Source organism: Serratia sp. CY33802, from assembly GCF_052169095.1.
GTDB classification, from domain to species: Bacteria; Pseudomonadota; Gammaproteobacteria; order Enterobacterales; family Enterobacteriaceae; genus Serratia; species Serratia bockelmannii.
Genome location: NZ_JBJNLL010000002.1, coordinates 923,436 through 950,426, shown reverse-complemented (window position 1 = coordinate 950,426; position 26,991 = coordinate 923,436). Strand labels below are relative to the sequence as shown.

The 26,991-nt window shown below is 60.8% G+C and carries 27 protein-coding genes; 17 read left to right on the top strand and 10 right to left on the bottom strand.

All coding sequences use genetic code 11. The features are described 5' to 3' along the window. Window positions 1-23: 23 nt before the first annotated feature. On the top strand, window positions 24-614 hold the full coding sequence (locus ACJ8HA_RS11100; protein WP_019453944.1) for a Yip1 family protein: 591 nt from the start codon (window positions 24-26) through the stop codon (window positions 612-614). Window positions 615-668: 54 nt separating this feature from the next. Here the strand turns inward: ACJ8HA_RS11100 and ACJ8HA_RS11095 are convergent, their stop codons facing one another. Both ACJ8HA_RS11095 and ACJ8HA_RS11090 read right to left on the bottom strand, forming a co-directional pair. Further along, complete coding sequence (locus ACJ8HA_RS11095) at window positions 669-1,550, bottom strand: DMT family transporter (protein WP_442515339.1); 882 nt, start codon at window positions 1,548-1,550, stop codon at window positions 669-671. Window positions 1,551-1,793: 243 nt separating this feature from the next. Beyond that, the gene (locus tag ACJ8HA_RS11090; RefSeq protein ID WP_127146440.1) at window positions 1,794-2,084 is read right to left on the bottom strand and encodes a hypothetical protein; all 291 of its coding nucleotides are present in this window, start codon (window positions 2,082-2,084) and stop codon (window positions 1,794-1,796) included. A 64-nt stretch (window positions 2,085-2,148) separates the two neighbouring features. Here ACJ8HA_RS11090 and ACJ8HA_RS11085 point away from each other — a divergent pair, with 64 nt between their 5' ends. From ACJ8HA_RS11085 to ACJ8HA_RS11075, 3 genes are read left to right on the top strand one after another with little or no spacing between them, the layout of a single operon-like run. Further along, window positions 2,149-2,865 carry an ABC transporter ATP-binding protein gene (locus tag ACJ8HA_RS11085; RefSeq protein ID WP_049203840.1) on the top strand — a complete coding sequence of 239 codons (717 nt, stop codon included), beginning with the start codon at window positions 2,149-2,151 and terminating at the stop codon, window positions 2,863-2,865. Between the two features lie 16 nt (window positions 2,866-2,881). Then, window positions 2,882-3,838, top strand: a complete 957-nt coding sequence (locus tag ACJ8HA_RS11080) for an ABC transporter substrate-binding protein (protein ID WP_025301970.1) — start codon at window positions 2,882-2,884, stop codon at window positions 3,836-3,838. Continuing rightward, window positions 3,835-4,842, top strand: coding sequence for a FecCD family ABC transporter permease (locus ACJ8HA_RS11075; protein WP_442515338.1), 1,008 nt, complete (start codon window positions 3,835-3,837; stop codon window positions 4,840-4,842). The genes ACJ8HA_RS11080 and ACJ8HA_RS11075 overlap by 4 nt, the downstream gene beginning before the upstream one ends. 13 nt (window positions 4,843-4,855) lie before the next feature. On the opposite strand, the gene ACJ8HA_RS11070 is transcribed toward ACJ8HA_RS11075, so the two are convergent. The 5 genes from ACJ8HA_RS11070 to ACJ8HA_RS11050 all read right to left on the bottom strand — a co-directional run bounded on the left by ACJ8HA_RS11070 (window position 4,856) and on the right by ACJ8HA_RS11050 (window position 9,865). After that, window positions 4,856-6,379, bottom strand: a complete 1,524-nt coding sequence (locus tag ACJ8HA_RS11070) for a flavodoxin domain-containing protein (protein WP_442515337.1) — start codon at window positions 6,377-6,379, stop codon at window positions 4,856-4,858. Window positions 6,380-6,384: 5 nt separating this feature from the next. Next, window positions 6,385-6,810, bottom strand: coding sequence for a PAS domain-containing protein (locus ACJ8HA_RS11065; RefSeq protein WP_023447580.1), 426 nt, complete (start codon window positions 6,808-6,810; stop codon window positions 6,385-6,387). Window positions 6,811-7,038: 228 nt separating this feature from the next. After that, on the bottom strand, window positions 7,039-8,745 hold the full coding sequence (gene dld / locus ACJ8HA_RS11060; RefSeq protein WP_043136819.1) for a D-lactate dehydrogenase: 1,707 nt from the start codon (window positions 8,743-8,745) through the stop codon (window positions 7,039-7,041). Between the two features lie 125 nt (window positions 8,746-8,870). Further along, window positions 8,871-9,665, bottom strand: coding sequence for a type I methionyl aminopeptidase (map, locus tag ACJ8HA_RS11055; protein WP_043136821.1), 795 nt, complete (start codon window positions 9,663-9,665; stop codon window positions 8,871-8,873). After that, window positions 9,662-9,865, bottom strand: coding sequence for a ParD-like family protein (locus ACJ8HA_RS11050; protein WP_006324220.1), 204 nt, complete (start codon window positions 9,863-9,865; stop codon window positions 9,662-9,664). The genes map and ACJ8HA_RS11050 overlap by 4 nt, the downstream gene beginning before the upstream one ends. A gap of 169 nt (window positions 9,866-10,034) precedes the next feature. On the opposite strand from ACJ8HA_RS11050, the gene ddlA reads away from it, so the two are divergent. Then, window positions 10,035-11,138, top strand: a complete 1,104-nt coding sequence (ddlA, locus tag ACJ8HA_RS11045) for a D-alanine--D-alanine ligase (RefSeq protein ID WP_015377061.1) — start codon at window positions 10,035-10,037, stop codon at window positions 11,136-11,138. A gap of 34 nt (window positions 11,139-11,172) precedes the next feature. Here the strand turns inward: ddlA and ACJ8HA_RS11040 are convergent, their stop codons facing one another. Next, on the bottom strand, window positions 11,173-11,952 hold the full coding sequence (locus tag ACJ8HA_RS11040; RefSeq protein WP_164099939.1) for an ABC transporter substrate-binding protein: 780 nt from the start codon (window positions 11,950-11,952) through the stop codon (window positions 11,173-11,175). A gap of 34 nt (window positions 11,953-11,986) precedes the next feature. Beyond that, entirely contained in the window at window positions 11,987-13,141 is a 1,155-nt protein-coding gene (locus tag ACJ8HA_RS11035) for a methionine aminotransferase (protein ID WP_164099940.1), read from the bottom strand. 118 nt (window positions 13,142-13,259) lie between these two features. On the opposite strand from ACJ8HA_RS11035, the gene ACJ8HA_RS11030 reads away from it, so the two are divergent. The 8 genes from ACJ8HA_RS11030 to ACJ8HA_RS10995 all read left to right on the top strand — a co-directional run bounded on the left by ACJ8HA_RS11030 (window position 13,260) and on the right by ACJ8HA_RS10995 (window position 22,677). Next, window positions 13,260-14,180, top strand: coding sequence for a LysR substrate-binding domain-containing protein (locus ACJ8HA_RS11030; protein WP_060432645.1), 921 nt, complete (start codon window positions 13,260-13,262; stop codon window positions 14,178-14,180). A 112-nt stretch (window positions 14,181-14,292) separates the two neighbouring features. Then, window positions 14,293-16,590 carry a beta-glucosidase BglX gene (gene bglX, locus ACJ8HA_RS11025; RefSeq protein WP_025301977.1) on the top strand — a complete coding sequence of 766 codons (2,298 nt, stop codon included), beginning with the start codon at window positions 14,293-14,295 and terminating at the stop codon, window positions 16,588-16,590. 75 nt (window positions 16,591-16,665) lie between these two features. Then, window positions 16,666-17,589 carry a DUF7916 family protein gene (locus tag ACJ8HA_RS11020; protein ID WP_043136840.1) on the top strand — a complete coding sequence of 308 codons (924 nt, stop codon included), beginning with the start codon at window positions 16,666-16,668 and terminating at the stop codon, window positions 17,587-17,589. 971 nt (window positions 17,590-18,560) lie between these two features. Beyond that, a complete protein-coding gene (locus ACJ8HA_RS11015) occupies window positions 18,561-18,953 on the top strand; it encodes a hypothetical protein (RefSeq protein ID WP_025301979.1) in 393 nt (130 codons plus the stop codon). Window positions 18,954-19,139: 186 nt separating this feature from the next. Beyond that, window positions 19,140-20,189, top strand: coding sequence for an ABC transporter substrate-binding protein (locus ACJ8HA_RS11010; RefSeq protein ID WP_025301980.1), 1,050 nt, complete (start codon window positions 19,140-19,142; stop codon window positions 20,187-20,189). Beyond that, window positions 20,186-21,187 carry a FecCD family ABC transporter permease gene (locus ACJ8HA_RS11005; RefSeq protein WP_164099941.1) on the top strand — a complete coding sequence of 334 codons (1,002 nt, stop codon included), beginning with the start codon at window positions 20,186-20,188 and terminating at the stop codon, window positions 21,185-21,187. The genes ACJ8HA_RS11010 and ACJ8HA_RS11005 overlap by 4 nt, the downstream gene beginning before the upstream one ends. Beyond that, complete coding sequence (locus ACJ8HA_RS11000) at window positions 21,180-21,959, top strand: ABC transporter ATP-binding protein (protein ID WP_197758593.1); 780 nt, start codon at window positions 21,180-21,182, stop codon at window positions 21,957-21,959. The genes ACJ8HA_RS11005 and ACJ8HA_RS11000 overlap by 8 nt, the downstream gene beginning before the upstream one ends. Further along, on the top strand, window positions 21,952-22,677 hold the full coding sequence (locus ACJ8HA_RS10995) for a substrate-binding domain-containing protein (RefSeq protein ID WP_089180661.1): 726 nt from the start codon (window positions 21,952-21,954) through the stop codon (window positions 22,675-22,677). Before ACJ8HA_RS11000 ends, ACJ8HA_RS10995 begins: the two co-directional genes overlap by 8 nt. Window positions 22,678-22,705: 28 nt before the next feature. On the opposite strand, the gene ACJ8HA_RS10990 is transcribed toward ACJ8HA_RS10995, so the two are convergent. Next, on the bottom strand, window positions 22,706-23,506 hold the full coding sequence (locus ACJ8HA_RS10990) for an alpha/beta fold hydrolase (protein WP_080350744.1): 801 nt from the start codon (window positions 23,504-23,506) through the stop codon (window positions 22,706-22,708). A 238-nt stretch (window positions 23,507-23,744) separates the two neighbouring features. Here ACJ8HA_RS10990 and ACJ8HA_RS10985 point away from each other — a divergent pair, with 238 nt between their 5' ends. The 4 genes from ACJ8HA_RS10985 to ACJ8HA_RS10970 all read left to right on the top strand — a co-directional run bounded on the left by ACJ8HA_RS10985 (window position 23,745) and on the right by ACJ8HA_RS10970 (window position 26,990). Beyond that, entirely contained in the window at window positions 23,745-24,500 is a 756-nt protein-coding gene (locus ACJ8HA_RS10985; RefSeq protein WP_442515336.1) for a CDP-diacylglycerol diphosphatase, read from the top strand. Between the two features lie 168 nt (window positions 24,501-24,668). After that, window positions 24,669-25,193, top strand: a complete 525-nt coding sequence (locus ACJ8HA_RS10980) for a MarR family winged helix-turn-helix transcriptional regulator (protein ID WP_273830483.1) — start codon at window positions 24,669-24,671, stop codon at window positions 25,191-25,193. Then, complete coding sequence (locus ACJ8HA_RS10975; protein WP_080350746.1) at window positions 25,190-26,521, top strand: c-type cytochrome; 1,332 nt, start codon at window positions 25,190-25,192, stop codon at window positions 26,519-26,521. Before ACJ8HA_RS10980 ends, ACJ8HA_RS10975 begins: the two co-directional genes overlap by 4 nt. Window positions 26,522-26,537: 16 nt before the next feature. Beyond that, complete coding sequence (locus ACJ8HA_RS10970; protein WP_043136855.1) at window positions 26,538-26,990, top strand: (2Fe-2S)-binding protein; 453 nt, start codon at window positions 26,538-26,540, stop codon at window positions 26,988-26,990. Window position 26,991 lies beyond the last annotated feature (1 nt).

Below are 26,991 nucleotides of genomic sequence, written 5' to 3'. Positions count from 1 at the left end.
TACGGCGAGATAGGAGGTGTCTCATGGTCAGTCATGTTTGGGGACTTCTGGCGCATCCCAGCGCCGAGTTCGAACAGATCAAAAGCGAGAATGAAAGCGTCTCGCACCTATACACCCATCACGTGTTGCTCTTGGCAGCCATCCCGGTGGTCTGCGCCTTTATCGGCACCACCCAGTTGGGCTGGCTCTCCGGCGAGGGACATGCCATCAGGCTCGACATGTTTACCGCGTTTTATACCGCCGTGGCGTTCTACCTGCTGATGCTGGCAGGCGTAGCGGCCATGGGGAAAGTCATTCACTGGATGGCGCGGCGTTATGAATCGCGCCCAAGCCTGCACCGCTGCATGGTGTTCGCCGGCTACGTGGCGACCCCGATGTTCCTCAGCGGGGTAGTGGCGCTCTATCCGGTCGTCTGGCTGTGTCTGTTTGTCGGCATTATCGGCCTGTGCTATTCGGGCTATCTGCTGAATCTGGGGATCCCGCACTTCCTGAATATCGACAGTAAGGAAGGGTTCATCTTCTCCAGCTCGACCTTCGCCATCGGCATTCTGTTGCTCGAGCTGCTGCTTGGGGTGACGGTGCTGCTGTGGGGGTACGGTTCCTGGTTGTTCTGAGTTAACGGCTGTTGTTGCCCCCGCGCCGGTGGAACGGCGCGGGGGCTTTTGCTTTTATGCGCGGCGGAAAACCAGCATCACGCCGAGCACGATGCCCGCCATGCCCAGCAGGCTCAGCGCGGCTAGCGCGTGGCCGAGCAGCAGGTAATCCAGCAGGGCGGTCACTGCCGGGATCAGGTAGAACAGGCTGGTCACCTGCACCAGATTGCCGCGCTGGATAAGGCGATACAGCAAGAACGTCGCCAGCACCGAGATCACCACCGCCATCCACAGCAGCGGCAGCACGAACGCCGGCCGCCATTCGACCCGCAGCGGCTCAAACGGCAGTGCCAGCGTACACATCAATAATCCGACGGCATACTGCAGCGGCAAGACCGCCAGCGGCAAGACCGCCAGCGGCAAGACCGCCAGCGGCGGCTGCGTCATGCCTTTTTGCAGCAGGGTGCCGGCGGTCATGCAGCCCAGCGCGATAAAGGCGAACAGCATGCCGCTCAGCGAGAAGTGGGCCACCATCAGGCTTTGGTACACCACCAGCGTCAGCCCGACCATCGCCAGCGCCAGGCCGAGTGCCCGCAGCCCGGTGCAACGCCGCTCGGTGATGAACTGGGTGAGGATCGGCTGTACGCCGAGCAGCGTCGCCAGCACGCCGGGCGTAATACCTTGTTCCAGCGCCAGCAGATAGCAGATTTGATAGCTGCCGATCATCAGCACGCCGATCAGCACGACGCGCCAGCGGGTGCCGGGGGCGGGGAGACACTGGCGCTGCCACAGGCCGATGACCAACAGCACCGCCAGCGCGATGGCGCAGCGGAAGAACAGAAAAGCGAAGGCGGAGGCGTGCTCCAACCCCCAACGGGAGAAGATCGCGCCGCTGCTCCAAAGCAGGACGAACAGCGTAGCCAGGCCGGCATTGGCCCAGAGAGAAGGTAATCGCATATCAATTTCACCTGTCGTGAAAATTACAGGCTCCGGCGCGCGCGGCGGTCTACGCCTGAACGCAACAGATCAATAAGCCGGAGGTAAAAGTCGGTGTGGCTTAGCGCACAACCACAATGCGTGGCGGGTAAGCGGCAACCGCTGAAACGACAGAGGAAACGGCGGGTGGGGCAGAGGAAGCACACAGCAAAACGACGGCCGGAGCGGTCGTAAGAGTCGGATCTGTGCTGTGCGCCAACGGAGTCATAGGGGTTCCTGCAAACCGGAAATAAAACTAATCGCTTCAAACATAACCAAGTTCAGCGGTGCGTGCAATCGGAAATCACAATGATTCAAATGATAATGAAAATCATTATCATTAATTAAAAGGTGTGCTATGTTGCTTTTGCCGCGCAGTGTTGACGCAGGGGCGCGGCTTGCTCCCAGTCTCGCGGCACGCAGCGCGTGCGGCAAAAGAGGTTGCGATTCGCTTTTGCAGAAGGCGCGGAATCGTGGTAAAAATATTGATATGTTATAATATAACAATTGACGCATAATGAATTCAATTCACGACACCCTCCGCGTTGATGGAGTTAGCCTGACCGGCCACGGCGGGGCATTGATACTCGACAACATCCATTTCGCGCTCCGTTCCAGTGAAAAGCTGGCGGTGATCGGCCCTAACGGCAGCGGCAAGTCCAGCCTGTTGCGCGCCCTGATCGGCGAAACGCGGCCGGACAGCGGCGGCATTTACTGGCGAGGGCGCGCCTTGTCCGAGTGGCCGGCGGCGGAACGTGCCAGAAGCATCGCCTTTCTGGCACAAAACGATCTGCCGGATTTGCGGCTGTCGGTTGAGGACTACGTGGCGTTGGGCCGTTTACCGCATGGCGAACGCTCTGCGACGGGAAAGCGCATTGTTGACGAGGCCATCGGGGAAACCGGGCTGGCGCCGCTCAGGCACCGCCCGTTGGGGCGGCTCTCGGGCGGTCAGCGTCAGCGTGCTGCACTGGCCCGGGCGTTGGCGCAGTCTCCCGATCTGTTGTTGCTGGATGAACCGACCAATCACCTCGATCCGCCCGGGCGCTCGGCGCTGCTGTCGTTAGTGAAAAATAAAGACATTGCCGTGATTGCAGTGCTGCACGATTTGCCCGTGGCAGAGGCGTTTGCCGATCGGATCCTGGTGCTCAACGAAAGCCGCCAGGTAGCCTGTGGTACGCCCGAGGCGGTGTTGCAGACCCCGGTGATTTTGCCGGTGTTCGGCATGAACAGTTTCAAGGTGGCGCACCCCGTCAGCGGGAAAACGCTGCGTATTTTTGACGTTCCCCATTGCGCTTGATAAACCAGAGAGAAACATGAACACACGCGTATTCCCCCTGCTCCTGCTGCTGGCCGGCGGGGCGGCGGCGGCCGAAAAATTTCCCGTCACCGTAGAAAGCTGCGGTACGCCGGTCACCTTCAACCAGGCGCCGCAACGCGCCGTCATCAACGACATCAATATGGCCGAGATGGCCTTTGCGCTCCATTTGCAGGATCGCATTGTCGGGCTGACCGGCATCACCGGCTGGTACAAACTGACGCCCGACTTCAAGGCCGCGATGGGCGCCATTCCCGAACTGGCGCCGAAATATCCTGCTCTGGAAACGCTGCTGGCAGCGCAGCCGGATTTCTTCTTCGCCGGCTGGAATTACGGCATGAAGATCGGCGGTGACGTCACACCGGAGACGCTCGCCCCGTTCGGCATCAAAACGCTGGTGCTGAGCGAGAGCTGCGTACAGGCCGGCGGGCGGCCGCAAAAGGCCGATATGAACCTGCTGTATGACGATGAGCTGAAGCTCGGCAAGATTTTCGGCAAGCAGCAAGAGGCCACCGCGCTGGTTGCGGGCTGGCAGCGCCGGTTGGCTGCGCTTCCCGCCAGGCCGGCGGGCCAGCCGCCGCTTAAAGTGTTCGTCTATGACTCGGGGGAGGAGAAGCCTTTCACCAGCGGCAGATACGCTATGCCGACGGCGATCGTCGAAGCGGCGGGCGGCCGCAACGTGATGGACGATTTGCCGGCGAGCTGGACGACGGCGTCCTGGGAAGCGGTGGCGGCGGCCGAGCCCGACTTCATTATTCTGCTGGATTACCAGACCGGGTCAGGCGCCGATGCGCTGCGGCGCTTCCTCGAGTCTCACCCGTTGATGAAATTGACCCCCGCCGTACGGCACCACCGTTATCTGAAACTGCAGTATGCGGAGCTGACGCCGGGGCCGGCCAACATCGGCGCGGTGGAAAAGCTGGCGCGGGCGCTGTACGCGCCGGAGGCTGAATGAATTCGCCGACCCGGCGGTTTATGCTGCTCGCACCGCTGGCGCTGTCAGTGTTGTGCGGGCTAATGATCTGGAGCCTGCAGCTGGGCAGCGTCGCGTTGTCATGGCGACAGGCGTTTGCGGCGTTAGGGCTCGGTTCGGCGCCGCTTTCCGGCATGCTGGACACCATCGTCGTGCAACTGCGGGTGCCCAGGGCCTTGTTAGCGGCGTTAACCGGCGCCGGGCTGGCGATGACCGGCGCGCTGCTGCAGACCACCACCCGCAATGAGCTGGCCGATCCTTTTTTGTTTGGGCTCTCCTCCGGCGCCTCCGCCGGCGCGGTGCTGGTCATCACGCGCTTTGGCGATGCGCTGGGCGCGCTGACGTTGCCGCTGTCCGCTTTCGCCGGCGGTATTTTGTCGGCGATGGCGGTGATGATCCTGTTTCACGTCAGCCGGGTCAGGCGCGCCGAGCAGCTGATCGTCTGCGGTCTGGCGGTCTCGTTTTTGTTCAGCGCGCTCACCAGCTACCTGGTGTTTTCCGGCGATCAGCGGGCGGCCGGTTCGGTGTTGTTCTGGTCGCTGGGCGGGCTGGGGTTGGCGCGTTGGGATAATCTGTTCATTCCGCTGGCGAGTTTTGTGCTGCTGGCCGGGTTTACGGCGCTGCGTTGGCGGGCGCTGGATGCGCTGCTGGCGGGCGAGCAAACCGCCCATTCGATGGGGGTCAATGTGGCGCGCCTGCGCACCGAGATCTTTCTGTGCTGCGCATTGTCTACGGCGTTTCTCGTTTCGCTGACGGGCGTGATTGGGTTTGTCGGGCTGATGGTGCCTTATCTGGCCCGGCGCCTGGTGGGCGTGCGCCATCGCTTGTCCGTGCCGATGTGCGGCCTGCTGGGGGCGATGCTGCTGACCGGCGGCGACATGCTCAGCCGCAGCCTGATCCCCCATCAGGAGCTGCCCATCGGCATCATTACGGCGGGGCTGGGGGGCGCGTTCATCGTCTCCTTGCTGCTGCGCGCGGAGCGGTGAACGCCGCCCTGTCTCAATAGAGTTCCAGGTGCAGGCGCTGCTGCTCAATCAGCGTCTGCCACAGGTTTTCCGCCCCGCAGGCTTGCTCCAGCGCCGTCGCCACGGCATGTTCCAGATACTGACGATTGCCGCACAGGTAGACATGCGCGCCCCGCTGCAGCAGGCCGCTGACGACATCGGCGCGATCGTCGATGGCGTGTTGCACGTAATACTTGTCGGCGGCGTCGCGCGAGAATGCCGTGATGAGCCGTGTGAGTACGCCCGTCGCGTTCAGCGTGACCAACTCCTCGCCATACAGGAAGTCTTCATCGCGCCTTTTCTCACCGAAGATCAGGACGGTTTCACGCCGTTCGACCTGGGCGGCCATTTCGCGCAGTAAGCCAATCAACGGTGCGATGCCGGTACCGGTACCGATAAGCAGCACCGGCAAGGCGGTGTCGCGCGGCAGGTAAAAGCCGGGGTTGGCGCGGCAGAAAAGGCGGAAAGGACCGGGATGCTTGAGCAGCCAGCCGGTTGCCGTGCCGCGCCGTGTGCGGTCGCCGCGTTCATAACGCACGTCGCGAACGCACAGATCGAGGCTCTCTTCCCGCGTTGCCGAAGCGATGGAGTAGGCGCGCGGTAGGCAAACGGGCAGCAGCGCCAACAGGTTCTCCAGCGTGATCGCGTGCGGCGGGCAAAAATCGTGCAGCACGTCCAGCAGATCGGCGCCGTACAGATAACTCTCCAGGGCTTTGCGCTGACGGATCTTCAGCAGGCCTTTGAGCTCTTCGCTGTCGGCCAACTGCGCCAGTTCGCGCAGCGTCGTTTTGCTGAGCTGGCGCAGCTCCCGGCGCCGCAGCGCGTCGACGGCCTCCGGCCTGCCGAGCCAGTCTGCCAGCCGGGACAATAATCCTTCGTCGTTCTCCGGCAACAGATAGACGGTATCTCCCGCCCGGTAAACGATGCCGCTGCCGGCGATATTCAGCCGCAGATGCCAGGCTTGCGGCGTGCGAGCGCTGAGCGGCCGTCGTTCGAGGAGGGCGGCGCTGAACGCATGGTCTTCACCGTAGGCGGTCACGCGCAGATGCAAGTCGCGACCCGCCTGGGCATCGCCGGCCAGCACCTTACCCAGCGTCGTCAGCCAGGTGGTGAAGAACGGTTCGAAGTTAACGTCGGCGTCGACGCGATTGACGATGGCGCGGGCGCCGTATTGCGTCAGGCGCGCATCCAGCGCCTGCGTGAAGCCGCAGAAATGCGGGTACGCGGTGTCGCCGATACCAAAGATGGCGTAGCGCAACCGGGGGGGATCCGGCCATTGCGCCAGCGCGTCGGAAAAACGCTCGGCGTTGGCGGGCGGTTCGCCGTCGCCAAATGAGCTCGAGACGATCAACAGGATGTCACGCTCGCCCACATCGGCGGGCTGGATGGCGTTGAGTTCTTTAACCATGGGGCGGTAGGGTTGCAGGCTGCTTTGCTCGCCCAGGCGCATCGCCAGCGCCCGGGCGTTGCCCGACTCCGAACCGTAACCAATCAGGATGCGTTCGATGATGTCGGCCATAGCGGTTACTTGTCGTAGTGGTTGTCGAACTGTTCTTTGGCGAATTCCACCGATTCGAAGTCGGTCATCAGATCGTTGATCACGCGGCGGATGCTGATATAGGCCTCGATATTGCCCTGGGCGTCATACAGCGGCTGCACCGTGGTGTCGACCACGTACAGCACGCCGCCCTTGCCGACGTTCGGAATGATGCCGGTCCAGATACCGCCCGCCTTGATGGTGTCCCACATCGCTTTGTAAACGGCTTTCGGCACGGAAGGGTGGCGCACGATGCTGTGGGGCTGGCCCACCAGCTCTTCCCGGGAAAAGCCGGTCAGCTGACAAAAAAGATCGTTGACGTAGGTGATGGTGCCCTGCAGATCGGTGGTGGAGATCACCATCACTTTATCGAGCGCGGCCAGCAGCTGGGCGGAATCGAGGGTTTGACTCATGGTAGGTTCCTTCTCATTAACTTCGCGGTGAATGCCACGGCGGATGTCATGTATCCGTCATGACAGCTTTGTAATTAATTCTCATTTGCGATGATGGGGTGAATGGTAATCGGGAATTTTATAAGTTGCAATAAAAATACATCTTTAAAGGCGCAGAAAGATCGCGATGAGGCAGGTAGGGCAGAGGAGGCCCGCGCCGGGTGCGGCGGCGGGCCGATCGTCCGGCGTTTAGCGGGGGTCTTCGGCCCAGCCTTTGCGTTTGCTGGTTTTGCCGATGCCGGGGTTGAAGCTGTTGGTTGGATCGGCGGTGCGGTAGAACGTTTGCAGATCCGGTTTGGCGTGGTACAGGTGGCCAACGTTATGCTCCGCCGGGTACTCGGCGCCGCGCCGGTTGAGGATCTCGAGCATCTTTTCTTTCAGCGCATGGCTGTCCACGCCTTTTTTCACCACGTAGTCCTGATGGAAGACGTGGCACATAAAGTGGCCGTAATACAGCTTATGCACCAGCTGGCTGTCGATTTCCGGCGGCAGCGTTTCAAACCAGTCGGTGTCGTTGCGGCGCAGGGCGATATCCAGCGCCAGAATATCCTCCACCTTGTCGGCGTGCACCGCGTGGTAGCGCACGGCGGCACCGGCGGCGGCGAAGCGGTGCAGGAAGGCCTTTTTGCCTTCGTCAGGCGTGCAGGCGAAGAAGGCGCCTTCGGCCTGGGCGAAATAGTCGGTCAGGTAGCGCTGTGCTTCGTCTACGCCGGGGCCGGCCATCTTCAGCAGCAGGTGGTGTTCGAAACGTTCGCGGTATTCCTTCATGCGCTTCGGCAGGTGGCTCGGTGCCAGATGGCTCAGGCCCTGCATCAGCCGATCGGTCAGGTTGTGCGGCAGCAGCGGCAGCTTGTTGAGGCTGGCATCCATGCGGCCTTTCAGGGTGAAGAAGCGCGGCATCTGATCGGTGCCGAGCTTGTCGATCATCATGAAGGTGTCTTTGCCGTACACCTCGGCGATGTCGAAGATATCGCGGTGCATGTATTCACCGGCCACCGGCAGGTTTTCGAATTTGCTCAGCATGTGGCGGCGCAGTTCGGTCAGCACCGCGGTGTCGTTGGTGCCGATATAGAACACCTGCTCTTTGCCTTCTTTCTCGAAGGTGTCGAGCCGCACCGCGAACACCGCCAGCTTGCCGGCGCAGCCGGAAGCTTCGTACAGGCGGCGTTTGTCGGCGTTGAAGCGGGAAGGGGTGTCGGCATCGACGTCGCGCACCCGGCTGGCGTATTCGTTATCCGAGGCGCGCAACTCGCCGTACTCGACGTCTGTCGGGCGATAGTCGCCTTTTTCTAACCGGGTGAGGATCTCTTCCGGCGTGTCGCCAAGCCGGATGCCCAGATGGTTCACCAGGCGCAGCTGGCCGTCTTCCCCTAACTGGGCGTACAGCGCCATTTCGGTATAGGCCGGGCCGCGTTTCACCAGCGAGCCGCCGGAGTTGTTGCATACGCCGCCGATCACCGAGGCGCCGATGCAGGAGGAGCCGATCACCGAATGCGGTTCGCGGCCGTAGGGTTTGAGCAATTTCTCGAGGTGGTGCAGGGTGCTGCCGGGGAAGCCGACCACCTGCTTGCCGTTGTCCAGCACCTGAATATGATCGAGGCGCAGAGTGCTGACGATGACGATGTCGCGGTCATAGTCGTTGCCGCTGGGGGTTGACCCTTCGGTCAGGCCGGTATTGGCGGCCTGCATAATGACGATTTTGTCGGCAGCCACGCAGGCCTGCAAAATGCGCCACAGCTGCAGCAGGCTAGTGGGAAACACCACCGCCAGCGCCTGGCCTTCGCCGGAGCGGAACCCCTTGCGATACCGCTCGGTGTTGCGATCGCCGGTCAACAGCTGCGGGCCGCCGACGATGTCTTTGAGCTGATTGATAAACGTCTGATTGCCTGACTGCATGCTGCCTGTCTCCCTGTCATCCCCGTCGCTTTAACCGCGGCGCCGGAGTGCCGCACATAAGCTAAGAGGTTATCAAGTGAATAGCTTATTAAGCTATCAGCTTGTTAAGCTAATGGCTTGCGTATTTAGTAGCGTTCGGCGTAGCCGGCGCGGCGCTCTTCGTCGCGCAGCGTCAGGATCTCCACGCCGTCGGCGGTGACCGCTACGGTGTGTTCCCACTGCGCCGACAGTTTTTTGTCGCGCGTCACCACCGTCCAGCCGTCCTTCTTCTGCTTGATGCGGCGGTCGCCCTGGTTGATCATCGGCTCGATGGTGAACACCATGCCCTCTTGCAGCACCAGACCGCTGCCGGGTTGACCGTAGTGCAATACCGCCGGCTCTTCGTGCATGTCGCGGCCGATGCCGTGGCCGCAATACTCCCGCACGATGCTGTAGCCGGCCTGCTCGGCATGCCGCTGGATGGCGTGGCCGATATCACCCAGGGTGGCGCCCGGTTTCACCGCGCGAATGCCCTGCCACATCGATTCATAGACGTTGTTCACCAGCCGTTTGGCCAGCGGCGTCACCTGGCCGATGCAGTACATCTTGCTGGAGTCGGCGATGTAGCCGCCGTTTTCCAGCGTGATATCTACGTTGACAATCATACCGGAACGCAGGATTTTGCTGGCCGACGGCACCCCGTGGCACACCACATCGTCGATTGAGGTGTTGAGCACATAGGGGAAATCATACTGCCCCTTGCTGGCCGGGCGCGATTTCAGTTCTTCGACGATAAACGCCTCGGCGCGGTCGTTGATCTCCATGGTGGAGATGCCTTCGACGATGACCTCATCGAGCATAGCAAACACTTTGGCCAGCAGAGCGCCGGAATGGCGCATTTTGGCAATCTCTTCCGGCGTTTTAATCACAATCTCTTTCACCCGACAATCTCCTTCAGCGTCAGCGCGTTATCTTTCATCATTTTTTTTACCAGTTGCGGGTAAGTCAGTTCCGGATGGAACTCCGCCAGCATGCCAATCTTGATCCAGTACTCGGCCTGCGCGTTGATCGAACGCGTCATGGTCAGGCTGGCGAGGCGCAGATCGTCATGCAGCGCGTCCGAAATTTTTACGATGCCCATCGGCGTCTCCATAAGTAAACAATATATGAAGTGTATACGTTTAGGATGGTCGCGATGTGGCATTCCGTGGCGTAAGAAGATTCTGGCAACAACGATTGCCGCCGCCAGGCAATGCGTTTATTGTGATGAACGACTTTTTTGCCATGATTTTTTCAGAAGGATTTAAGGCGTGACTAAACTACGTGTTGGGGTGATTTTTGGCGGTAAATCGGCGGAGCATGAGGTGTCGCTGCAGTCGGCCAAAAACATTGTGGATGCAATCGACAAAGAGAAGTTTGACGTCACGCTGCTGGGGATCGACAAACAGGGGCAGTGGCACATCAACGACGCCTCCAACTACCTGCTCAACGCCGAGAACCCGGCGCTGATCGCGCTGAACCGCTCGAACAAGAACGTGGCGCTGATCCCGGGCCAGGAAAAACAGCAGCTGATCGAAGCGGGCAGCGCCGGTGCGCTGGGCCAGCTCGACGTCATTTTCCCGATCGTACACGGCACGCTGGGGGAAGACGGCTCGCTGCAGGGGCTGCTGCGCATGGCCAATATGCCGTTCGTCGGCGCCGGCGTGCTCGGCTCGGCGGTCAGCATGGATAAAGACGTGACCAAGCGCCTGCTGCGCGACGCCGGGCTGGCGGTGGCGCCTTTCGTCACCCTGACCCGCGCCAACCGCGCCGGGTTCACGTTTGAGCAACTGAGCGAGCGCCTAGGCCTGCCGCTGTTCGTCAAGCCGGCCAACCAGGGCTCGTCGGTCGGGGTCAGCAAGGTGGAAAACCGCGCCGAGTTTGACGCGGCGGTGGCACTGGCCTTCAGCTTCGATCACAAAGTGCTGGTGGAGTCGGCGATCGTCGGCCGCGAGATCGAGTGCGCGGTGCTGGGGAACGACGATCCGCAGGCCAGCGTGTGCGGCGAGATCGTGCTGAGCGACGCTTTCTACTCCTACGACACCAAATACATCAATGAGCAGGGCGCTCAGGTGGTGGTGCCGGCGGCGATCGCGCCGGAAGTGAGCGACCACATCCGTGAGGTGGCGCTGAAGGCGTTCCGCGCGCTGGAGTGCTTCGGGTTGGCGCGGGTGGATGTGTTCCTGACGCCGGATAACCAGGTGGTGATCAACGAGATCAACACGCTGCCGGGCTTCACCAACATCAGCATGTATCCCAAGCTGTGGGCCGCCAGCGGCGTCAGCTACCAGGCGCTGATCACGCGCCTGATCGAATTGGCGCTGGAGCGCCACCAGCAGGATCGCGCGCTGAACAGTTCGGTGTTCGATCGCTAAACGCGGCAGGGGGCGGCGGTGCCGCCCCCGTCCATCACTTCACCGTTACGTCGATATCGCCGAAATACTTCTTCGACAGCGCCGCCACCGTGCCTTGCTGCTTCACTTTGGCGATGGCGGCATCCAGTTTTTTCTTCAGCGCCTCATCCCCTTTGCGCAGACCGAAGGCGATGCCTTCACCGAGGATTTTGTCGTCGCGCACCGCCTCGCCGACGAAGGCGAAGCCCTTGCCGTCCGGCTGCGACAGGAAGCCGCTTTGCCCCGACGGTGCCATCACCAGCGTGGCGTCGAGCCGACCGGCCGCCAGATCGAGATAAACCTGATTCTGATCCTGGTAAGACACCACGTCCACGCCCGCCGGCGCCCAATGGGTTTTGGCGTAAATCTCCTGAATCGAGCCTTGCAGCACGCCCACGTGTTTGCCCACCAGCGCGTTGGCGTCCGGCAGCAGGCCGCTGCCGGCCTTGGCGATCAGGCGGTTCGGCACCTGATAGATGGCGTCGGTAAAGGCGATCGCCTGGCGCCGCTGTTCGGTCACGTTCATCGCCGAGTTGATGGCGTCGAACTTGCGCGCCTGCAGCGCCGGGATCAGGCTGTCGAACGAGGTTTCCACCCAGCTGCATTGCAACTGCGCGGCGGCGCACACCGCGTCGCCCAGTTCAATGTCGAACCCTTCCAGTTTGCCGCTGGCGGATTTGGATTCGAACGGCGGATACAGCGCTTCCAGACCGAAGCGCAGGCTGTTTTCCGCCGCCAGAGAAGAGCCGGCGGCCAGCAGGCATCCGGCGGCGAACAGCATTTTTAAAGCTTTCATAGGCAGTGCCCCTTTCCCATGGTCGGACAAAAAATTACACCTGGCTCAGACGGCGCGCGCCTTCCAGCAGGGTCTCGTTATCTTTGGAAAAACTCAGCCGAATAAGGCCGGTATCGGTGCCGTCGCTGTAGAACGCCGACAGCGGGATCGTCGCCACCTTCGCTTCGCGGATCAAGCGCACGGCGAAATCATTGTCGCTTTCGTGACTGAAGCCGCTAAAGCGGGCCAGCATGAAGAAGCTGCCGCGGCTGGGCAGCAGCTCAAAGCGCGAATCCTGCAGGGCGCTGGCCAGCAGATCGCGCTTTTGTTGGTAAAACGCCGCCAGCCCCAGGTAACTCTGCGGGTTGGCGAGCGCGGCGGCGAAGGCGTGCTGCATCGGCGTATCGGCGGAGAACACCATGAACTGGTGCACCTTGCGGATCTCGTCCATCAACGCCGCCGGCGCCAGGCAATAGCCAACGCGCCAGCCGGTGACGTGGTAGGTTTTACCGAACGACGACACGATCACGCTGCGTTCGGCCAACTGCGGATAGCGCGCCATGCTGTGGTGAATATCGCCGTCGAACACCACGTGCTCGTAGACCTCGTCGGACAAGATCACGATGTCGGTGTCGCGGGTCAGGGCGGTCAGGCGGTCGATATCCTGCGCGTCGAACACGGCGCCGGTCGGGTTGTGCGGCGTGTTGACGATGATCATGCGCGTTTTGCCGTTGATGGCGGCGGCCACTTCGTCCCAGTCGACGCGAAAGTCCTGCAGCGACAGTTTGATCGCCACCGGCGTGGCGCCCTGCAGGCGCACGATCGGCGCATAGCTGTCGAACGCCGGTTCGAAATAGATCACCTCGTCGCCGGGATGCACCAGCGCGCTGATCGCCGAGTACAGCCCTTCGCTGGCGCTGGCGATCACCGTGATTTCTTCGTCGGCGTCATAGCGCGCGCCATACAATCGTTCAGCTTTTTCCGCCAGAGCAGCACGTAATGCCGCCACGCCGCTCATCGGCGCGTATTGGTTATGACCTGCGCGCATGGCTTGTGCCGTTGCCTCGATCAGCTGCGGGTCTCCGGCGAAATTGGGCGCGCCCTGCGACAGGTTGAGGGCCTGGTGTGCGGCGCTGAGTTGGCCAATGACGGTGAAGATGGTGGTGCCGACGTCCGGCAGCTTCGAGCGGGGTGAGCAGGCGCTCTGCATGATGGGCTCCAGGCAAACAGGGAAGTGTTGAGCGATTAAGCATCAGCCGGCGTAGGCGGACAAGGGAAAGTTTGTCATACTTGCCATGCACTACGATCATACCTAATCGAGGCACGCTATGCCGATATCCCTGCCGTCGCTCGACGTATTGAAAACCTTTGTGGTGGTGGCGCAACGCCTCAACTTTACCCATGCCGCCCGGCAGCTGCACCTGACGCAGGGGGCGGTCAGCCGGCAAATTCTCGGGCTGGAACAGCGTCTGGGCTATCCGCTGTTCAGCCGTCAGGCGCGCGGTTTGGCGCTGACGCCGCAGGGCGCGCAGCTGCTGGCGCCGGTGCAGCAAGCGCTGGGGCAGTTGGATGAAGCCCTGACGCGGGCCGCCGCCCCGCCAGGGGCGCTGCGCATCAAATGCCCGACCTGCGCCATGCGTTGGGTGCTGCCGCGCATTATTCGCCTGCAAAATGAACGGCCGGACATGCATATCGAGCTGACCGCTTCGGTGTCGCACGGCCTGGATTTCAGTACCGAGCAGTTTGACGCCGCGGTGGTATTCGGCCGGCCGCCGGGTAAAAAGCTGACCGCGCACCTGCTGTTCGATGAAATCCTCACGCCGGTCTGCACGCCGACATTTCTGCCGCCGACGCCTCGGCTGACGGACTTGACGGACAAAACCCTGCTGCACCCGACGCGCGATCGGCGCGACTGGCTGCGCTGGCTGAAGGCAGCGGGCGCCGATGCGTTGCCGTCCGGCAAGGCCCAGCATTTTGATACCCTCGATCTGGCGATGAGCGCCGCGCTGCAGGGGTTTGGCATCGCCATCGGCGATCTGTGCCTGCTGGAGGAGGATATTCAGGCGCAGCGTATCGTGACGCCGTTCCCGCTCTGCGTCAGCAGCGGCGCGGCCTATTATTTGGTCTATCCTGAACGCACGGTGGCGCCGCCGACGTTAACCGCGCTGGTCGATTTTCTGGCGGCGGAGGCCGCCGACAGCCGCGCCCGGCTACAGAATTACCTGCCGATGACCTGTAATGCTTTGTAAACATTAGCGATGCGAATTCCCTTGGCGATGAAACAGAGTGTGGCAAACTGTTTCTTCACTCCGATTAAACCCCGCGGCTTTAGCGGCGGAAACACGCCTGAGATAAAACAAGATGAAATGGCTTTGTGTGGTGAGTATGTTGTCCGGTCTGGCCCTCAGTCCGGCTTTTGCGCAGGAAACGCCGATAACGCAGGGCATTCACGCCCAGCAGCGCGACGCCTTCGTGTCCAATTTGATGAAGCAGATGACGCTGGAAGAGAAGATCGGCCAGCTGCGGCTGATCAGCGTCGGGCCGGATAACCCGAAAGAAGCGATCCGCGAGGGAATTCGCAAAGGGCAGATCGGCGCCATCTTCAATACCGTCACCCGGCCGGATATCCGGGTGATGCAAGATCAGGCGATGCAGCTCAGCCGCCTGAAAATCCCATTGTTCTTCGCCTATGACGTGGTGCACGGTCAGCGCACCGTGTTCCCGATCAGCCTGGGGCTGGCGGCCAGCTTCGATCTGGAAGCCATCGCGCTCAGCGCCCGGGTCGCGGCGCAAGAGGCCAGCGACGACGGCCTGAACATGACCTTCGCGCCGATGGTCGATATCACCCGCGATCCGCGCTGGGGCCGGGTTTCCGAAGGCTTCGGCGAAGACACCTGGCTGGTCTCGAAAATCGCCAAGGTGATGGTCGACGGTTTCCAGAACGGCGATCCGGCCAAACCCGGTTCGGTGATGGCCAGCGTCAAGCACTTTGCATTGTACGGCGCCGTCGAAGGCGGCCGCGATTACAACACCGTCGACATGAGCCCGCTGCGCATGCATCAGGACTATCTGCCGCCTTATAAAGCGGCGGTGGACGCCGGCAGCGGCGGGGTAATGGTGTCGCTCAACGCGATCAACGGCGTGCCGGCCACCGCCAACCCGTGGCTGCTGAAAGATCTGCTGCGCGAGCAGTGGGGCTTTAAAGGCATCACCATCAGCGACCACGGCGCGATCAAAGAGCTGATTAAACACGGCGTGGCCGCCGATGCGCGCGACGCGGTGCGGCTGGCGATCACCTCCGGCGTCGACATGAGCATGAGCGACGAGTTTTACGACAAATACCTGCCGGGCCTGGTGAAAGACGGGCTGGTGCCTGAAAGCGATATCGACCGCGCCTGCCGCGACGTGCTGAACACCAAATACGACATGGGGCTGTTCACCAATCCTTACGTGCATCTGGGCCCGGCGGGTTCCGATCCGCAGGACACCAACGCCGAAAGCCGCCTGCACCGCGCCGAAGCGCGGGTGGTGGCGCGCAAGACGATGGTGCTGCTGAAGAACGATAAGCAGACGCTGCCGCTGAGCAAGCAGGCGACCATCGCGCTGGTCGGGCCGATGGCCGACAGCCAGCGTGACGTGATGGGCAGTTGGTCGGCCGCCGGGGTGGTCAAACAGTCGGTCACCCTGCGTGAGGGGCTGGAGCGGGCGGTGGGCGACAAGGCGCGCATTCTGTACGCCAAGGGCGCCAACGTCACGCAGGATAAAGGCATCATCGACTATTTGAACGAGTATGAGCCGGCGGTGGCGTTCGATACCCGTTCGCCGCAGCAAATGATCGACGAAGCGGTACAGGCGGCGAACAAGGCCGACGTGGTGGTGGCGGTGGTGGGGGAATCGCAGGGCATGGCGCACGAGGCCTCCAGCCGCGCCGACATCACGATCCCGCAGAGCCAACGCGATCTGATCGCCGCGCTGAAAGCCACCGGCAAGCCGCTGGTGCTGGTGCTGATGAACGGCCGGCCGCTGGCGCTGAGCTGGGAGAGCGAGCAGGCGGACGCGATGCTGGAAACCTGGTACAGCGGCACCGAGGGCGGCAACGCGGTGGCGGACGTGCTGTTCGGCGATTACAACCCGTCGGGCAAGCTGCCGATGACCTTCCCGCGCTCGGTCGGCCAGATCCCAATGTACTACAACCACCTGAACACCGGCCGGCCGTTCGGCAAGGAGAATCCGGGCAAGTACACCTCACGCTACTTCGATTCGCCGAACGGCCCGCTGTATCCGTTCGGCTACGGCCTGAGCTACACCACCTTCAGCCTGTCGGACCTGAAATTGTCCAGCCCGACGATGGCGCGTAACGGCAAGTTAACCGCCAGCGTCACGCTGAAGAATACCGGCAAGTACGACGGCGCCACGGTGGTGCAGCTGTATCTGCAGGACGTGACCGCCTCGGTCAGCCGCCCGGTGAAAGAGCTGCGCAACTTCAAGAAAGTGACGCTGAAGGCCGGTCAGTCGCAGCAGGTTGAGCTGCCGATTAGCGAAGACGATCTGAAGTTCTACAACGCCAGCCTGAAATGGGGGGCGGAGCCGGGCAAATTCAACGTGTTCGTCGGCCTGGATTCCGACAACGTGCAGGCGCAAAGCTTTACGCTGAAGTAACCTTTTCCCCCTCTTTCACTGCGGTGGGAGAGGGGGCATCCATCCCTTTCCGCTAACGTCACCGGAGCTTGCCTCATGAAACGCTATCTGGACTGCAGCGCCAGCGATCTGGCCGATATCGGCAAAGCCGATCTGCTCTATGCCATCCGCGCCAGCGAAGGGCGCATCTTGGTCAGCGAAACCATCGCGGTCACTCAGCCGCTGCTCAATAACGTCACCAACGCCGAACTGGCGGCCAGCCAGGGCGCCGACCTGCTGCTGTTGAACCTGTTCGACGTCGATCGTCCGCATATCGCGGGCCTGCCCGCCGACGTGTCGCCGCAGGAGGCGCTGCGCACGCTGCAGCGCCTGACCGGGCGGGTGATCGGGGTGAATCTGGAGGCCGTCGATCCGGCTTTCGCCACCGAACATAACGACTTCTGGCAGATGACGGCGGGCCGCGCCGCCACCGCCGAGAATGCCCGCAAGCTGTATCAGCTCGGTGCGCGCATGCTGGTGCTGACCGGCAACCCGAACAACGGCGTCAGCAATCAGGCGATCGCCGCCGCGCTGAAAGCGATTCGTGATGAAGTGGGCGACGAGATGGTGCTGGTGACCGGGAAGATGCACGGCGCCGGCATTGTGCGCGAAAGCGGCAGCCAGCTGATCGGCGAGCAGGACATCGCGCTGTTTGTGGAAAACGGTGCCGACATCGTGCTGTTGCCGGCGCCGGGCACCATTCCCGGCATGTCGCAGGAAAAAGTGGCGGCGCTGATCGCCTATGCCCAGCGGCAGGGAGCGCTGGCGATGACGGCGATCGGCACCTCGCAAGAGGGGGCCGACGTGCAGACCGTGCGGCAGATTGCGCTGATGAGCAAAATGGCCGGCGCGGACCTGCACCATATCGGCGATACCGGCTATCTGGGGCTGGCGCTGCCGGAAAACATCTTCGCCTACAGCGTGGCGATTCGCGGCGTGCGCCACACCTACAGCCGCATGGCGCGTTCGGTGAACCGCTAAGCCTGGGTTTTTTGCGCCGTCACGATGCTGTAGTAGCCGAGCGACGGCAGTAATTGAGCAGGCCCGACGCCGACGTCGAGCAGTTGGTCGGCGATATCCAGCGCCGAGCGAGGGGGGGCAGCGCGGCCAAACGCTGGCCGATCCCACGCTCAGGCTGGGTATGGCGTGGGTAAAACGCCGCATTCTGTCGGCGTCGAGCGTATGCGCTTCGAACAGCTCCTGCTCGTCGTAGATCGGCGAGGTATTTTTTCTGATGGCGTTTTCCAGGTTTTTCAGCGAGAAAATCTCGCTGTTTTCAATCATCAAATCCCAAAAATAACCGAAGTAATGCGGGTTGTTTTTTAACAAAAAGGTTTCCGCTTCCGGCTAGAGAGAGAATGTATCGCCGTCTCTGGCGATCAATTTCAATGCCAATAGCGCCATGGCCAACGTTTCCGCTGGGCGTCTTTCCAGATTGGCCTGAGTGCATATATTGGCCAGGCTGCGGGGGGCTGAGCAATAAACTCAAAGATGCCCAAGCGGTACGCAATAAGCACCGCCGGATAAAGATATAAATTCATCGTGATATCGAGAAGGGTTTTATCGTCGCATTGCGGCGGCCGGACGGAAGGGTTCAAGCGAATCCCCTTCCACTATGGCATGGCGCGTCTTAACAGGCTATGCCACGCCGGGGCGGGTTGGCAAAGTGCGGAACGTGATTGACCGCGGGCCAACGATTTCGTTACGAATAATTCCATGATGAGACTATTTTAAATTTGAATTGAGCGCGGTCAATGTCGAACGTAAAAAACTGACGCCGGGAGGAGGCAATAACCCCACCATGCGTTTTTATTTTATTAGGCGCTAACTTAACCACAGTTATTAACGCGTTAGTGTTGTGTTAATCTAGGGCGCCGTTATATCGTACCGGTATTCACATTTTTTTGTGAATAATTAAAAATTAACTACTTCATTATTAAAACGAGATAACAATGAAAAAGAGCATTCTGACCGGCATGATTGCCGCGACTCTGGGCCTGTTTAACACCGCCAATGCCGAAGGGATGGATCCTGCCGCGTTGAAGAACGTCTATGACATCACGCGTAATACCGCCGGGCTGATGTCCTACTGCGTCGATAAAGGTTTCCTGAAAGCGGAGAGCATCGACAACGCCAAGAAAATGGTGGCCTACGTGGCGGCTATTCCGGGCGGCGTTGATACCCGCGATGGCGACAAGCGTGAAGCGATGGGCCGTGAAGGCAATGTGCTGAACGACGACGGCAAAGTGGTCGCGTTGGAGAAGGAAGCGCCGCAGGGGCTGCAGGCGTGGTGCCAGCAGGCTGACGAAGGGATCCGCCAGGGCCTGACGTCTATCGGCCAATAAGCGCTTTTCACGCGCTCGTTCTGGTGCTCAGGATCTGCCGGCGTTCCGGCGGATCCGCTTCTTTCCCATCGTTATCTCCTCGTTTTTCTTCCTACATACATGGAATAGGGTTTGATCTCGCTGATTGTTTCGCCATGCCCATCGCTATATTATTAGATATATAACGATAATCAACCGGTCACTGCCATGTTTAACTTTCTCCCGCGCCTGATGCTGGCGCTCGCGTTGTTCTCTACCGCCGCCCTGGCGGATCGCCAGGTCACCGATCAGCTCAACCGTCAGGTCACGCTGCCCGATCACATTACCCGTGCCGTGGTGTTGCAACACCAGACGCTGAACCTATTGGTGCAGCTTGATGCGATGCCGCAGGTGGTCGGCGTGCTTAGCAGTTGGAAAAAGCAGCTGGGGCCAAACTACCTGCGGCTGGCACCGACGCTGGCAACCCTGCCGATGCCGGGCGATCTGACTTCGGTGAATATTGAAAGCCTGCTCGGCCTGCATCCACAGGTGGTGTTTGTGGCCAACTATGCGCCGCCGGAAATGATTGCACAGATCGAACGGGTGGGCATTCCGGTGGTGGCTATCTCGCTGCGCCGCGAGGCGGCCGATCAGGCGGGCAAAATGAACCCTCAACTGAGCGATGAAGATCGGGCCTATACGCTGGGGCTGCAGGACGGTATTCGGCTGATTGGCGAGGTGATGGAGCGTCAGCCTCAGGCCGAAGCGCTGATTAAGGACGTCACTCAGCAGCGTGCCCTGGTCGCCGAACGGCTGGGCACGCTGCCGGACGATCGGCGGGTGCGGGTGTATATGGCCAACCCCGATCTCACCACCTACGGTGCCGGCAAATATACCGGGTTGATGATGCGGCACGCGGGTGCGCTCAACGTGGCGGCGAAAGAGATCCAGGGGTTTAAACAGGTCTCTATCGAGGATGTCCTGAAGTGGGATCCGGCGGTGATTTTCGTGCAAGAACGCTACCCGGACGTGGTGAAACAGATCCTGACGTCACCGCAGTGGCAGCCGATTGACGCGGTGAAGAATAAGCGGGTCTACCTGATGCCGGAGTACGCCAAGGCCTGGGGATATCCGATGCCGGAAGCGATGGCGTTGGGTGAGTTGTGGATGGCGAAAAAACTTTACCCGCAGCGTTTTGCCGATATCCATCTGCAGCAGCGGGTCGATACTTACTATCAACGCTATTACCGCGCCACCTGTTGCCAGAGCGGGCAATGAAGCTGGGTTGGTTGGCGCTGCTGACGCTGTGCTGCGCGCTGTTTTCGCTCGGCGTTGGCCGCTTTCAGGTGCCGATTACGCACAGCCTGATGATTTTGCTGGAGCCGTTCACCGGGCAGCATTATGCAGGCATCGATGCTGTCCAACGCCAGGTGATCCTGGGGGTGCGCGTGCCGCGGGTGCTGTTGGCGATGGGCGCCGGCGCGGCGCTGGCCCTGTGTGGCGCGGCTTTGCAAGGCGTCTTTCGCAACCCGCTAGTCGATCCGCATATTATCGGCGTGTCTTCCGGCGCGGCCTTTGGCGGTACGCTGGCTATCCTGCTCAGCCTGCCGTTGGCGGCGCTGCTGCTGTCGGCTTTTGTTTTCGGCATGGCGGCGCTGCTGTTGATTTTCACCCTCACCAGCGCCATTGCACGGCGCAATATTCTCTCGTTGGTACTGGCGGGGGTGATCCTCAGCGGTTTTTTCTCCGCCTGCGTCAGCCTGATGCAATATCTGGCGGATACCGAAGAGAAGCTGCCGAGCATTGTGTTTTGGCTGCTCGGCAGCTTTGCCACCGCCGATCGGCAAAAGCTGCTGATGCTGTTTTTGCCTTTGCTGTTGGCCGGCGGCTTGCTGCTGGCGCTGCGCTGGCGCATCAATCTGCTGTCGCTGGGCGATGAAGATGCCGGTGCGCTCGGCATCAACGTTGAGCGTACCCGCTGGCTGATACTGACGCTGTGTGCCGCCATCGTGGCCGCTCAGGTGGCGGTCAGCGGCAGCATCGGGTGGGTCGGCTTGGTGATCCCGCACGTCGCAAGACGACTGGTGGGGCCGGATCACCGGCGCCTGTTGCCGGCTTCGCTTTGCCTGGGCGCCCTGTACATGCTGTTGATCGACGATTTGGCGCGCACGTTGAGCAGCAGCGAAATCCCGCTGGGCATTTTGACTGCGCTGATTGGCGCGCCATTGTTCGCACTGCTGCTGCGCCGCGCGCAAGTGAGAGGCTGGCATGACTGACACGTTATTGGCCGCCAAGGGCGTGAGTTTTGCCTGGCCTGGCGGGCCCCCGCTGTTCCAACACCTGGATATTCAGCTGCGGCGCGGTGAAGTGCTGGCGGTATTGGGCCCGAATGGGCGCGGTAAAAGCACGCTGCTGCAGCTGCTGTTAGGCAGCCTGACGCCGCAATCCGGCGAGATTGAGCGCCGCGGCGAGATAGGCTTTGTCCCGCAGCACTTTTCGCCGCCGTTTGCCTACCGGGTGCTGGATATCGTGTTGATGGGGCGAGCACGCCATGTTGGCCTGTTCCGTTCACCGTCAGCCAAGGATCATCGGCTGGCCAGAGAAGCGTTGCAGTCGTTGGATTTACAGCACCTGGCAGAGCGTGAGTTTGGCAGCCTATCCGGCGGCCAATGCCAGTTGGTGATGATCGCCCGCGCATTGGCGATGCGCTGCGAGGTGTTGATTCTGGATGAACCGACTTCGGCGCTGGATCTGCACTACCAGGATCGGGTATTGAGTCTGATGGCGCGCCTGGCGCGGGAACAGCAGTTGGCGGTGGTGTTCTCCACGCATCAGCCCAACCATGCACATGCGGTGGCGGATCGGGCTTTGCTGCTGGGCAAGGAAGGGCGCAGCCAGCTCGGTGCCTGCCGCGAGGTGTTAACGGCACATTCCCTGTCACCCTTGTTCGGCCTGGCGATCGAACGGGTGCCGCTGACGGTGGCGGGCCGCCGCTACGCGACGCTGGTGCCGCTGTATCGCAGCCAATTGGAGCGACATGATGAGTGATATCCTGCTGTTTGCCGCCGGCAGCCTGCGGCTGGCGTTTACGCCGCTGCTGTCGGCATTTCAGCGCGACACCGGGCAAAAGGTTTCGGCGGAATTCGGCCCGGCGGGGTTGTTGCGCCAACGGATAGAGAACGGCGAGCGGCCACAGCTGTTCGCCTCGGCCAACGTGGCGCACCCGCAAAGGTTGGCGGATCTCGGGATGGCGGGGGCGGTGCAAGTTTTTGCGCGCAATCGGCTATGCGCCACGGTACGCAACGTGCCGGCATTAACCGAGCGTCCGCTTCCTGAGGTATTGTGCGATCCGCGCTGGCGGCTGGCCACTTCGACACCGGGAGCGGATCCTTCCGGCGATTATGCGCTGCAGCTTTTTGAACGCTGCGAGCAATACTGGCCAGGGCAGGGGGAAGCGCTACGCCGCCGGGCGTTACCGTTAGTCGGCGGGATAGATTCTGCCCCGGTGCCGGCAGGCCGACTGGCGGCGGAATATCTGATAGCCGGCGGGCAGGCAGATATTTTTCTCGGCTACGCCAGCTATGCTCCGGCGTTGGCGGCCTACCCGGCGTTGGCGGTGCGGCCGCTGGCGCCACCGTTGGATATCGAGGCGGATTATGGTTTATGCCTGTTGGATGACGGTGCGCAGCGGTTGGCCGCATTTATCTTGAGCGAACAAGGGCAGGGCATACTGAGCCGACACGGATTTATGAGGCGTACGGAATGACTCGCCGGGCCTGGCGGCCCGGAGAATCTTACCAGAACAGCGGCGTGGTGTTTTCAGCCAGAAATGCCAGCAGCGTTTCGTTGACCGCCGCCGGGTTTTCCTTGTTACTGATATGCCCGGCGTTGGGGATCAGCACATGTTGGCAGCCGAGAAGATCCGCCATGCGCTGGCCCTCTGCCGGTGGGCGCGGCTTATCCTGTGCGCCGGTAATGACGATGCTGGCGGCGGTGATGTGTTCCAGCAGCGCCAGCTTGTCGGGGCGGCCAAAGATCATCCGGCCCAGCGGTACGATGCTCTCGCGCAGGCGATCGGCAGGCAGGCTCTGGAGCTGACACAACAGCGATTGCAATAAGGCATCGGGGACATCATCGGAATAAAACAGCGACGCGACATGTTCCAGCAGGGGCGACGTGATGGCGCCGGCCTGCTCCACGGCGGCCAACATGCCCATATAGCGCTGCCGCGCTTCTGGGGTTTCGTCGCCCAGGTAGCTGTCCAGCAGCGCCAGCACTTTCACCCGCTCCGGCGCCAGCGCCGCCAGTTCGGCGCCCCACATGCCGCCGACGGACAGGCCGACGATGCCGAACTCTTCGATATCCAAACGATCCATCAGCGCCAAATGGTCGGCGGCGATATCCGACAGGCTGTTTCGCCCGGGCGGCAGCGCCGGTGAATCGCCGTGGCCCCAGAGATCCGGCACGATCAGGCGGTAGCGTTTAGCCAGCGCTTCGAACTGCGGCGCCCACATATTCAGATCGAACAGATAGCTGTGGCCCAGCAGCAACGGAAAGCCCGACCCTACGTCGAGGTAATGGAGGGATTTGCCCATCGTTGGCATCTTATCGGTTCCTTATATAAAGAGAGTCCCGGCTGCTTATATCACACTCATATTCAACCTGCGGTATTAATTTACCTTAAATTACTCAGGTGGAGGCTTATTTTTAATTATCCATTGCTAACAAGACGTCAATGAAAGGTGACATTAAGGATAATATTCTGGTCGATGCCAGAGCCTTGGTTTATGCTGGCGCTCCTTTCGGTATGGAATAGATAAACAGGGCGTCACGATGAAAAGACTTTTCAGACTATTAATTATTTTGCTTGTCATTTTGCTGCTGGCGGCGGTGCTGTGGTGGTTCTTTGGGCGCGGCAATCCGAATGCGCTGTGGCAAATCATCAGCCAACAGTGCGTGCCCAATCAGCAGCAGAACCACGATCCGGCGCCCTGCTTAAAGGTTGATTTAACCGAGGATTATGTGCTGTTTAAGGACAGCAAAGGCCCCTATCACGATCTGGTGATGCCGACCGAAAAGGTTAGCGGCATCGAGAGCCCGATATTGCAAGCGGATCGGACGCCGCCTTATTTCTCCCTGGCCTGGAATAATAGGGAACATATATCCGGCGAGCTGGGTAAACCGTTAAAAGACGCATGGGTTTCTCTGGCGGTCAATTCGAAATATGGCCGCTCTCAAAATCAGCTGCATATTCACGTTGCCTGCTTGCGCCAGGATGTCTATAACGCGCTGGGGGAACAGGCGGAGCAATTAGATCAACAGTGGCGGCCGCTGGCGGTGAAATTAGTCGGCCATCACTATCTGGCCAGAAAATTGGCGGGCACCGATTTAACCCAGGAAGATCCTTTCCGCTTGTTGCAAAACTACGTGGTCGAGCAGGGCGACAGCATCGGCAATTACGGCCTGGCGCTGGTGGTCAGCCCGCAGGGCGAAATGCTGCTGTTGGCAAACCGTTTGAAGTTGACCGATCTCAACCTGGGCTCGGCCGGTGAAATTCAGGACTACCGGTGCGAGGTGGCGGGGAACTGAATTTTTCTTATCGCTCCCCGTCGTGGGGGAGCGTATGCCGTGCGATACGAACTAACCAATTGTATTAACTCGTTTTTACTTTATTTTCCCTCATCTGCTTGATCCTGTTCTCATGTTCGATCTACTATTTGTTTGCACAAGCAAATAAATAATCGAGAGCAATCCGATATGCCACAACCACGTAAACTTCCTGCTGCACTGGGCATCCATCTGGATGTGACCAATCGCCTGTGGCGCACGGCGATGGACCAGTCGGTGAAAATGACCAATCTGACGCGCCCGCATTGGCTGGCGCTGAGTGCGATTGCCGACTTGGGGGAGGGCTGCACGTTGAAAGACGTTTCGCAGCATTTGAACGCCGAAGTCTCGACGATGTCGCGCGCGCTGCTGTTTCTGGAAAAAAATCGGCTTATCGCTCGCGATGCTCTGTCCGAAGATAAGCGCGCCAAAGGCGTGAGAATGACCGAGGCCGGGCAGGAGATGCTGGCGCAGTTGGATCATTCCAGCCAGCAAGCGCGGGAAAAACTGCTCAACGGTATTTCGGCCGACGATCTGGAGGCTTTTTACCGCGTATTGTTTGGCATCAAACATAACGCGATAGCGATGCTCGAACAGGACAATCTGTTGCCGGACGAGTTTGCGCTGTTGGCGGAGGAGCGAGCGGGGGCGATGAAGCCGGAAGGTGAAGCGTGAACGGCCGCTGGCGGAGAGCACAACAGCGGTGCGTTATCGCGTTGGGGATCTTCTCCTGCTCGGTCTTCGCCAGCCAGAATGACCAACAGGTCATCGCACGGGGAAAATATCTGGCTACCGCCGCAGATTGCGCGGCTTGTCACCGCGGCAGCGCCCAACAGGACGCCCCCTATGTCGGCGGTTATGCCATCGCTTCGCCGATGGGCGACATCATCGCCAGTAATATCACGCCCGCCAAAGGAACCGGCATTGGCGACTACAGTGAACCGGAGTTTCGCCGCGCCTTAACGCAGGGCATTCGGCGGGACGGTCAACCCTTGTATCCCGCCATGCCCTATACCGCTTATCAGGGGTTGAGCGATGACGATCTGCACGCGTTGTATCGCTATTTTATGGCCGGGGTCGCACCGGTCGATCGTGCGGTGCCTGAGACCCAACTGAGGTTCCCTTTTTCCTGGCGTTATGCGATCCACGGCTGGAACTGGCTGTTTCTGAAAAAAACGCCCGTCGATGCAGACGAGAAGAAGGCGCGTGGTCGCTATCTGGTGGATGTGTTGGGGCATTGCTCGGCGTGTCACAGCCCACGTAATGGGATGATGGCTGAACGCGACGATCGCTACCTGGCGGGCGGGGAGGCAGGCGGTTGGATCGCGCCGAATATCACCTCGGATCCCGTGAGCGGCATCGGCGGCTGGAGCCGGGAAGAATTGGTGCAGTATCTGCGTACCGGGCGCAATGACAAAGCCCAGGCGGCCGGCGGCATGGCGGAGGCGGTGGAGCATAGCCTGCGTTTCCTGAGTGACGATGATCTCGACGCTATCGCCGATTGGCTTAAACAAACGCCGCCGATCGTCACCGTACAAGGAACGAAAGCGGCCTATCACTATCAGGGAGGCGGCCAAGGCGACCCTGCTGGGCAGGCGCTGTATGCTGCTGCCTGCGCCAGCTGCCATCGCCTGGGCGGCGAGGGGGCTTACGACGGCCATTTCCCTTCTTTGACGCACAACTCCACCGTAGGCAGCGAGCAGGCCAATAACCTGATCATGGTGATGCTGCATGGCGTGCAGCGCCAGGGGGAGACGCTGCAGACCTGGATGCCGGGGTTCGCCGATAGCCTGGATGACCGGCAACTGGCCGAGTTGGGCAATTACGTATTGCAGCAATTCGGCAATCCGGCGGTCAGGATAACGCCGGAGCAAGTGGCTCTGCAGCGGGCTGGCGGTGAAAAACCGTTGTTGATTACGTCATTGCCTTATGTGTTCTGGGGCGGCGTATTGCTGGTATTGATCGTCATTGGGGCGTGGGTGAAACGTCGGGTGAAGCATTGATCCAAGAGAGGATGGCATGAAGTTCAATTTGAACGGCCAGGCGGTCGAATTTAACGGCGAGCCGGATACGCCGCTGCTGTGGGTGATCCGAGAACATTTTAAGTTAACCGGCACCAAGTTCGGCTGCGGTATTGGCGCCTGTGGCGCCTGTACGGTACATGTCGACGGTAAGGCAGTGCGTTCATGTTGCTATCCGCTGCAATTGGTGCGCGATCGGCAGGTGACCACCATCGAAGGGCTGTCCCTCGATCGCCGTCATCCGGTGCAGCAGGCCTGGATTGCGGAGGATGTGCCGCAGTGCGGCTACTGCCAATCAGGCATGATCATGGCGGTCAGCGCGCTGCTGGCGGAACACCCGAGGCCGGACGATCGGCAGATAGATGCGGGCCTGACCAATCTGTGCCGCTGCGCCACCTACCACCGGATCCGTGCGGCGGTGCACCGCGCCGCGGACAAGGGAGGATCTTGAG

Excerpts from the sequence above, each read along its gene's own strand:
- ACJ8HA_RS11100 (WP_019453944.1), top strand. The coding sequence starts at position 24 with ATGGTCAGTCATGTTTGGGGACTTCTGGCGCATCCCAGCGCCGAGTTC.
- ACJ8HA_RS11095 (WP_442515339.1), bottom strand. The coding sequence starts at position 1,550 with ATGCGATTACCTTCTCTCTGGGCCAATGCCGGCCTGGCTACGCTGTTC.
- ACJ8HA_RS11090 (WP_127146440.1), bottom strand. The coding sequence starts at position 2,084 with ATGCGTCAATTGTTATATTATAACATATCAATATTTTTACCACGATTC.
- ACJ8HA_RS11080 (WP_025301970.1), top strand. The coding sequence starts at position 2,882 with ATGAACACACGCGTATTCCCCCTGCTCCTGCTGCTGGCCGGCGGGGCG.
- ACJ8HA_RS11075 (WP_442515338.1), top strand. The coding sequence starts at position 3,835 with ATGAATTCGCCGACCCGGCGGTTTATGCTGCTCGCACCGCTGGCGCTG.
- ACJ8HA_RS11070 (WP_442515337.1), bottom strand. The coding sequence starts at position 6,379 with ATGGCCGACATCATCGAACGCATCCTGATTGGTTACGGTTCGGAGTCG.
- ACJ8HA_RS11065 (WP_023447580.1), bottom strand. The coding sequence starts at position 6,810 with ATGAGTCAAACCCTCGATTCCGCCCAGCTGCTGGCCGCGCTCGATAAA.
- dld (WP_043136819.1), bottom strand. The coding sequence starts at position 8,745 with ATGCAGTCAGGCAATCAGACGTTTATCAATCAGCTCAAAGACATCGTC.
- ACJ8HA_RS11050 (WP_006324220.1), bottom strand. The coding sequence starts at position 9,865 with ATGGGCATCGTAAAAATTTCGGACGCGCTGCATGACGATCTGCGCCTC.
- ACJ8HA_RS11040 (WP_164099939.1), bottom strand. The coding sequence starts at position 11,952 with ATGAAAGCTTTAAAAATGCTGTTCGCCGCCGGATGCCTGCTGGCCGCC.
- ACJ8HA_RS11035 (WP_164099940.1), bottom strand. The coding sequence starts at position 13,141 with ATGCAGAGCGCCTGCTCACCCCGCTCGAAGCTGCCGGACGTCGGCACC.
- ACJ8HA_RS11030 (WP_060432645.1), top strand. The coding sequence starts at position 13,260 with ATGCCGATATCCCTGCCGTCGCTCGACGTATTGAAAACCTTTGTGGTG.
- bglX (WP_025301977.1), top strand. The coding sequence starts at position 14,293 with ATGAAATGGCTTTGTGTGGTGAGTATGTTGTCCGGTCTGGCCCTCAGT.
- ACJ8HA_RS11020 (WP_043136840.1), top strand. The coding sequence starts at position 16,666 with ATGAAACGCTATCTGGACTGCAGCGCCAGCGATCTGGCCGATATCGGC.
- ACJ8HA_RS11015 (WP_025301979.1), top strand. The coding sequence starts at position 18,561 with ATGAAAAAGAGCATTCTGACCGGCATGATTGCCGCGACTCTGGGCCTG.
- ACJ8HA_RS11010 (WP_025301980.1), top strand. The coding sequence starts at position 19,140 with ATGTTTAACTTTCTCCCGCGCCTGATGCTGGCGCTCGCGTTGTTCTCT.
- ACJ8HA_RS11005 (WP_164099941.1), top strand. The coding sequence starts at position 20,186 with ATGAAGCTGGGTTGGTTGGCGCTGCTGACGCTGTGCTGCGCGCTGTTT.
- ACJ8HA_RS11000 (WP_197758593.1), top strand. The coding sequence starts at position 21,180 with ATGACTGACACGTTATTGGCCGCCAAGGGCGTGAGTTTTGCCTGGCCT.
- ACJ8HA_RS10995 (WP_089180661.1), top strand. The coding sequence starts at position 21,952 with ATGAGTGATATCCTGCTGTTTGCCGCCGGCAGCCTGCGGCTGGCGTTT.
- ACJ8HA_RS10990 (WP_080350744.1), bottom strand. The coding sequence starts at position 23,506 with ATGGGCAAATCCCTCCATTACCTCGACGTAGGGTCGGGCTTTCCGTTG.
- ACJ8HA_RS10985 (WP_442515336.1), top strand. The coding sequence starts at position 23,745 with ATGAAAAGACTTTTCAGACTATTAATTATTTTGCTTGTCATTTTGCTG.
- ACJ8HA_RS10980 (WP_273830483.1), top strand. The coding sequence starts at position 24,669 with ATGCCACAACCACGTAAACTTCCTGCTGCACTGGGCATCCATCTGGAT.
- ACJ8HA_RS10970 (WP_043136855.1), top strand. The coding sequence starts at position 26,538 with ATGAAGTTCAATTTGAACGGCCAGGCGGTCGAATTTAACGGCGAGCCG.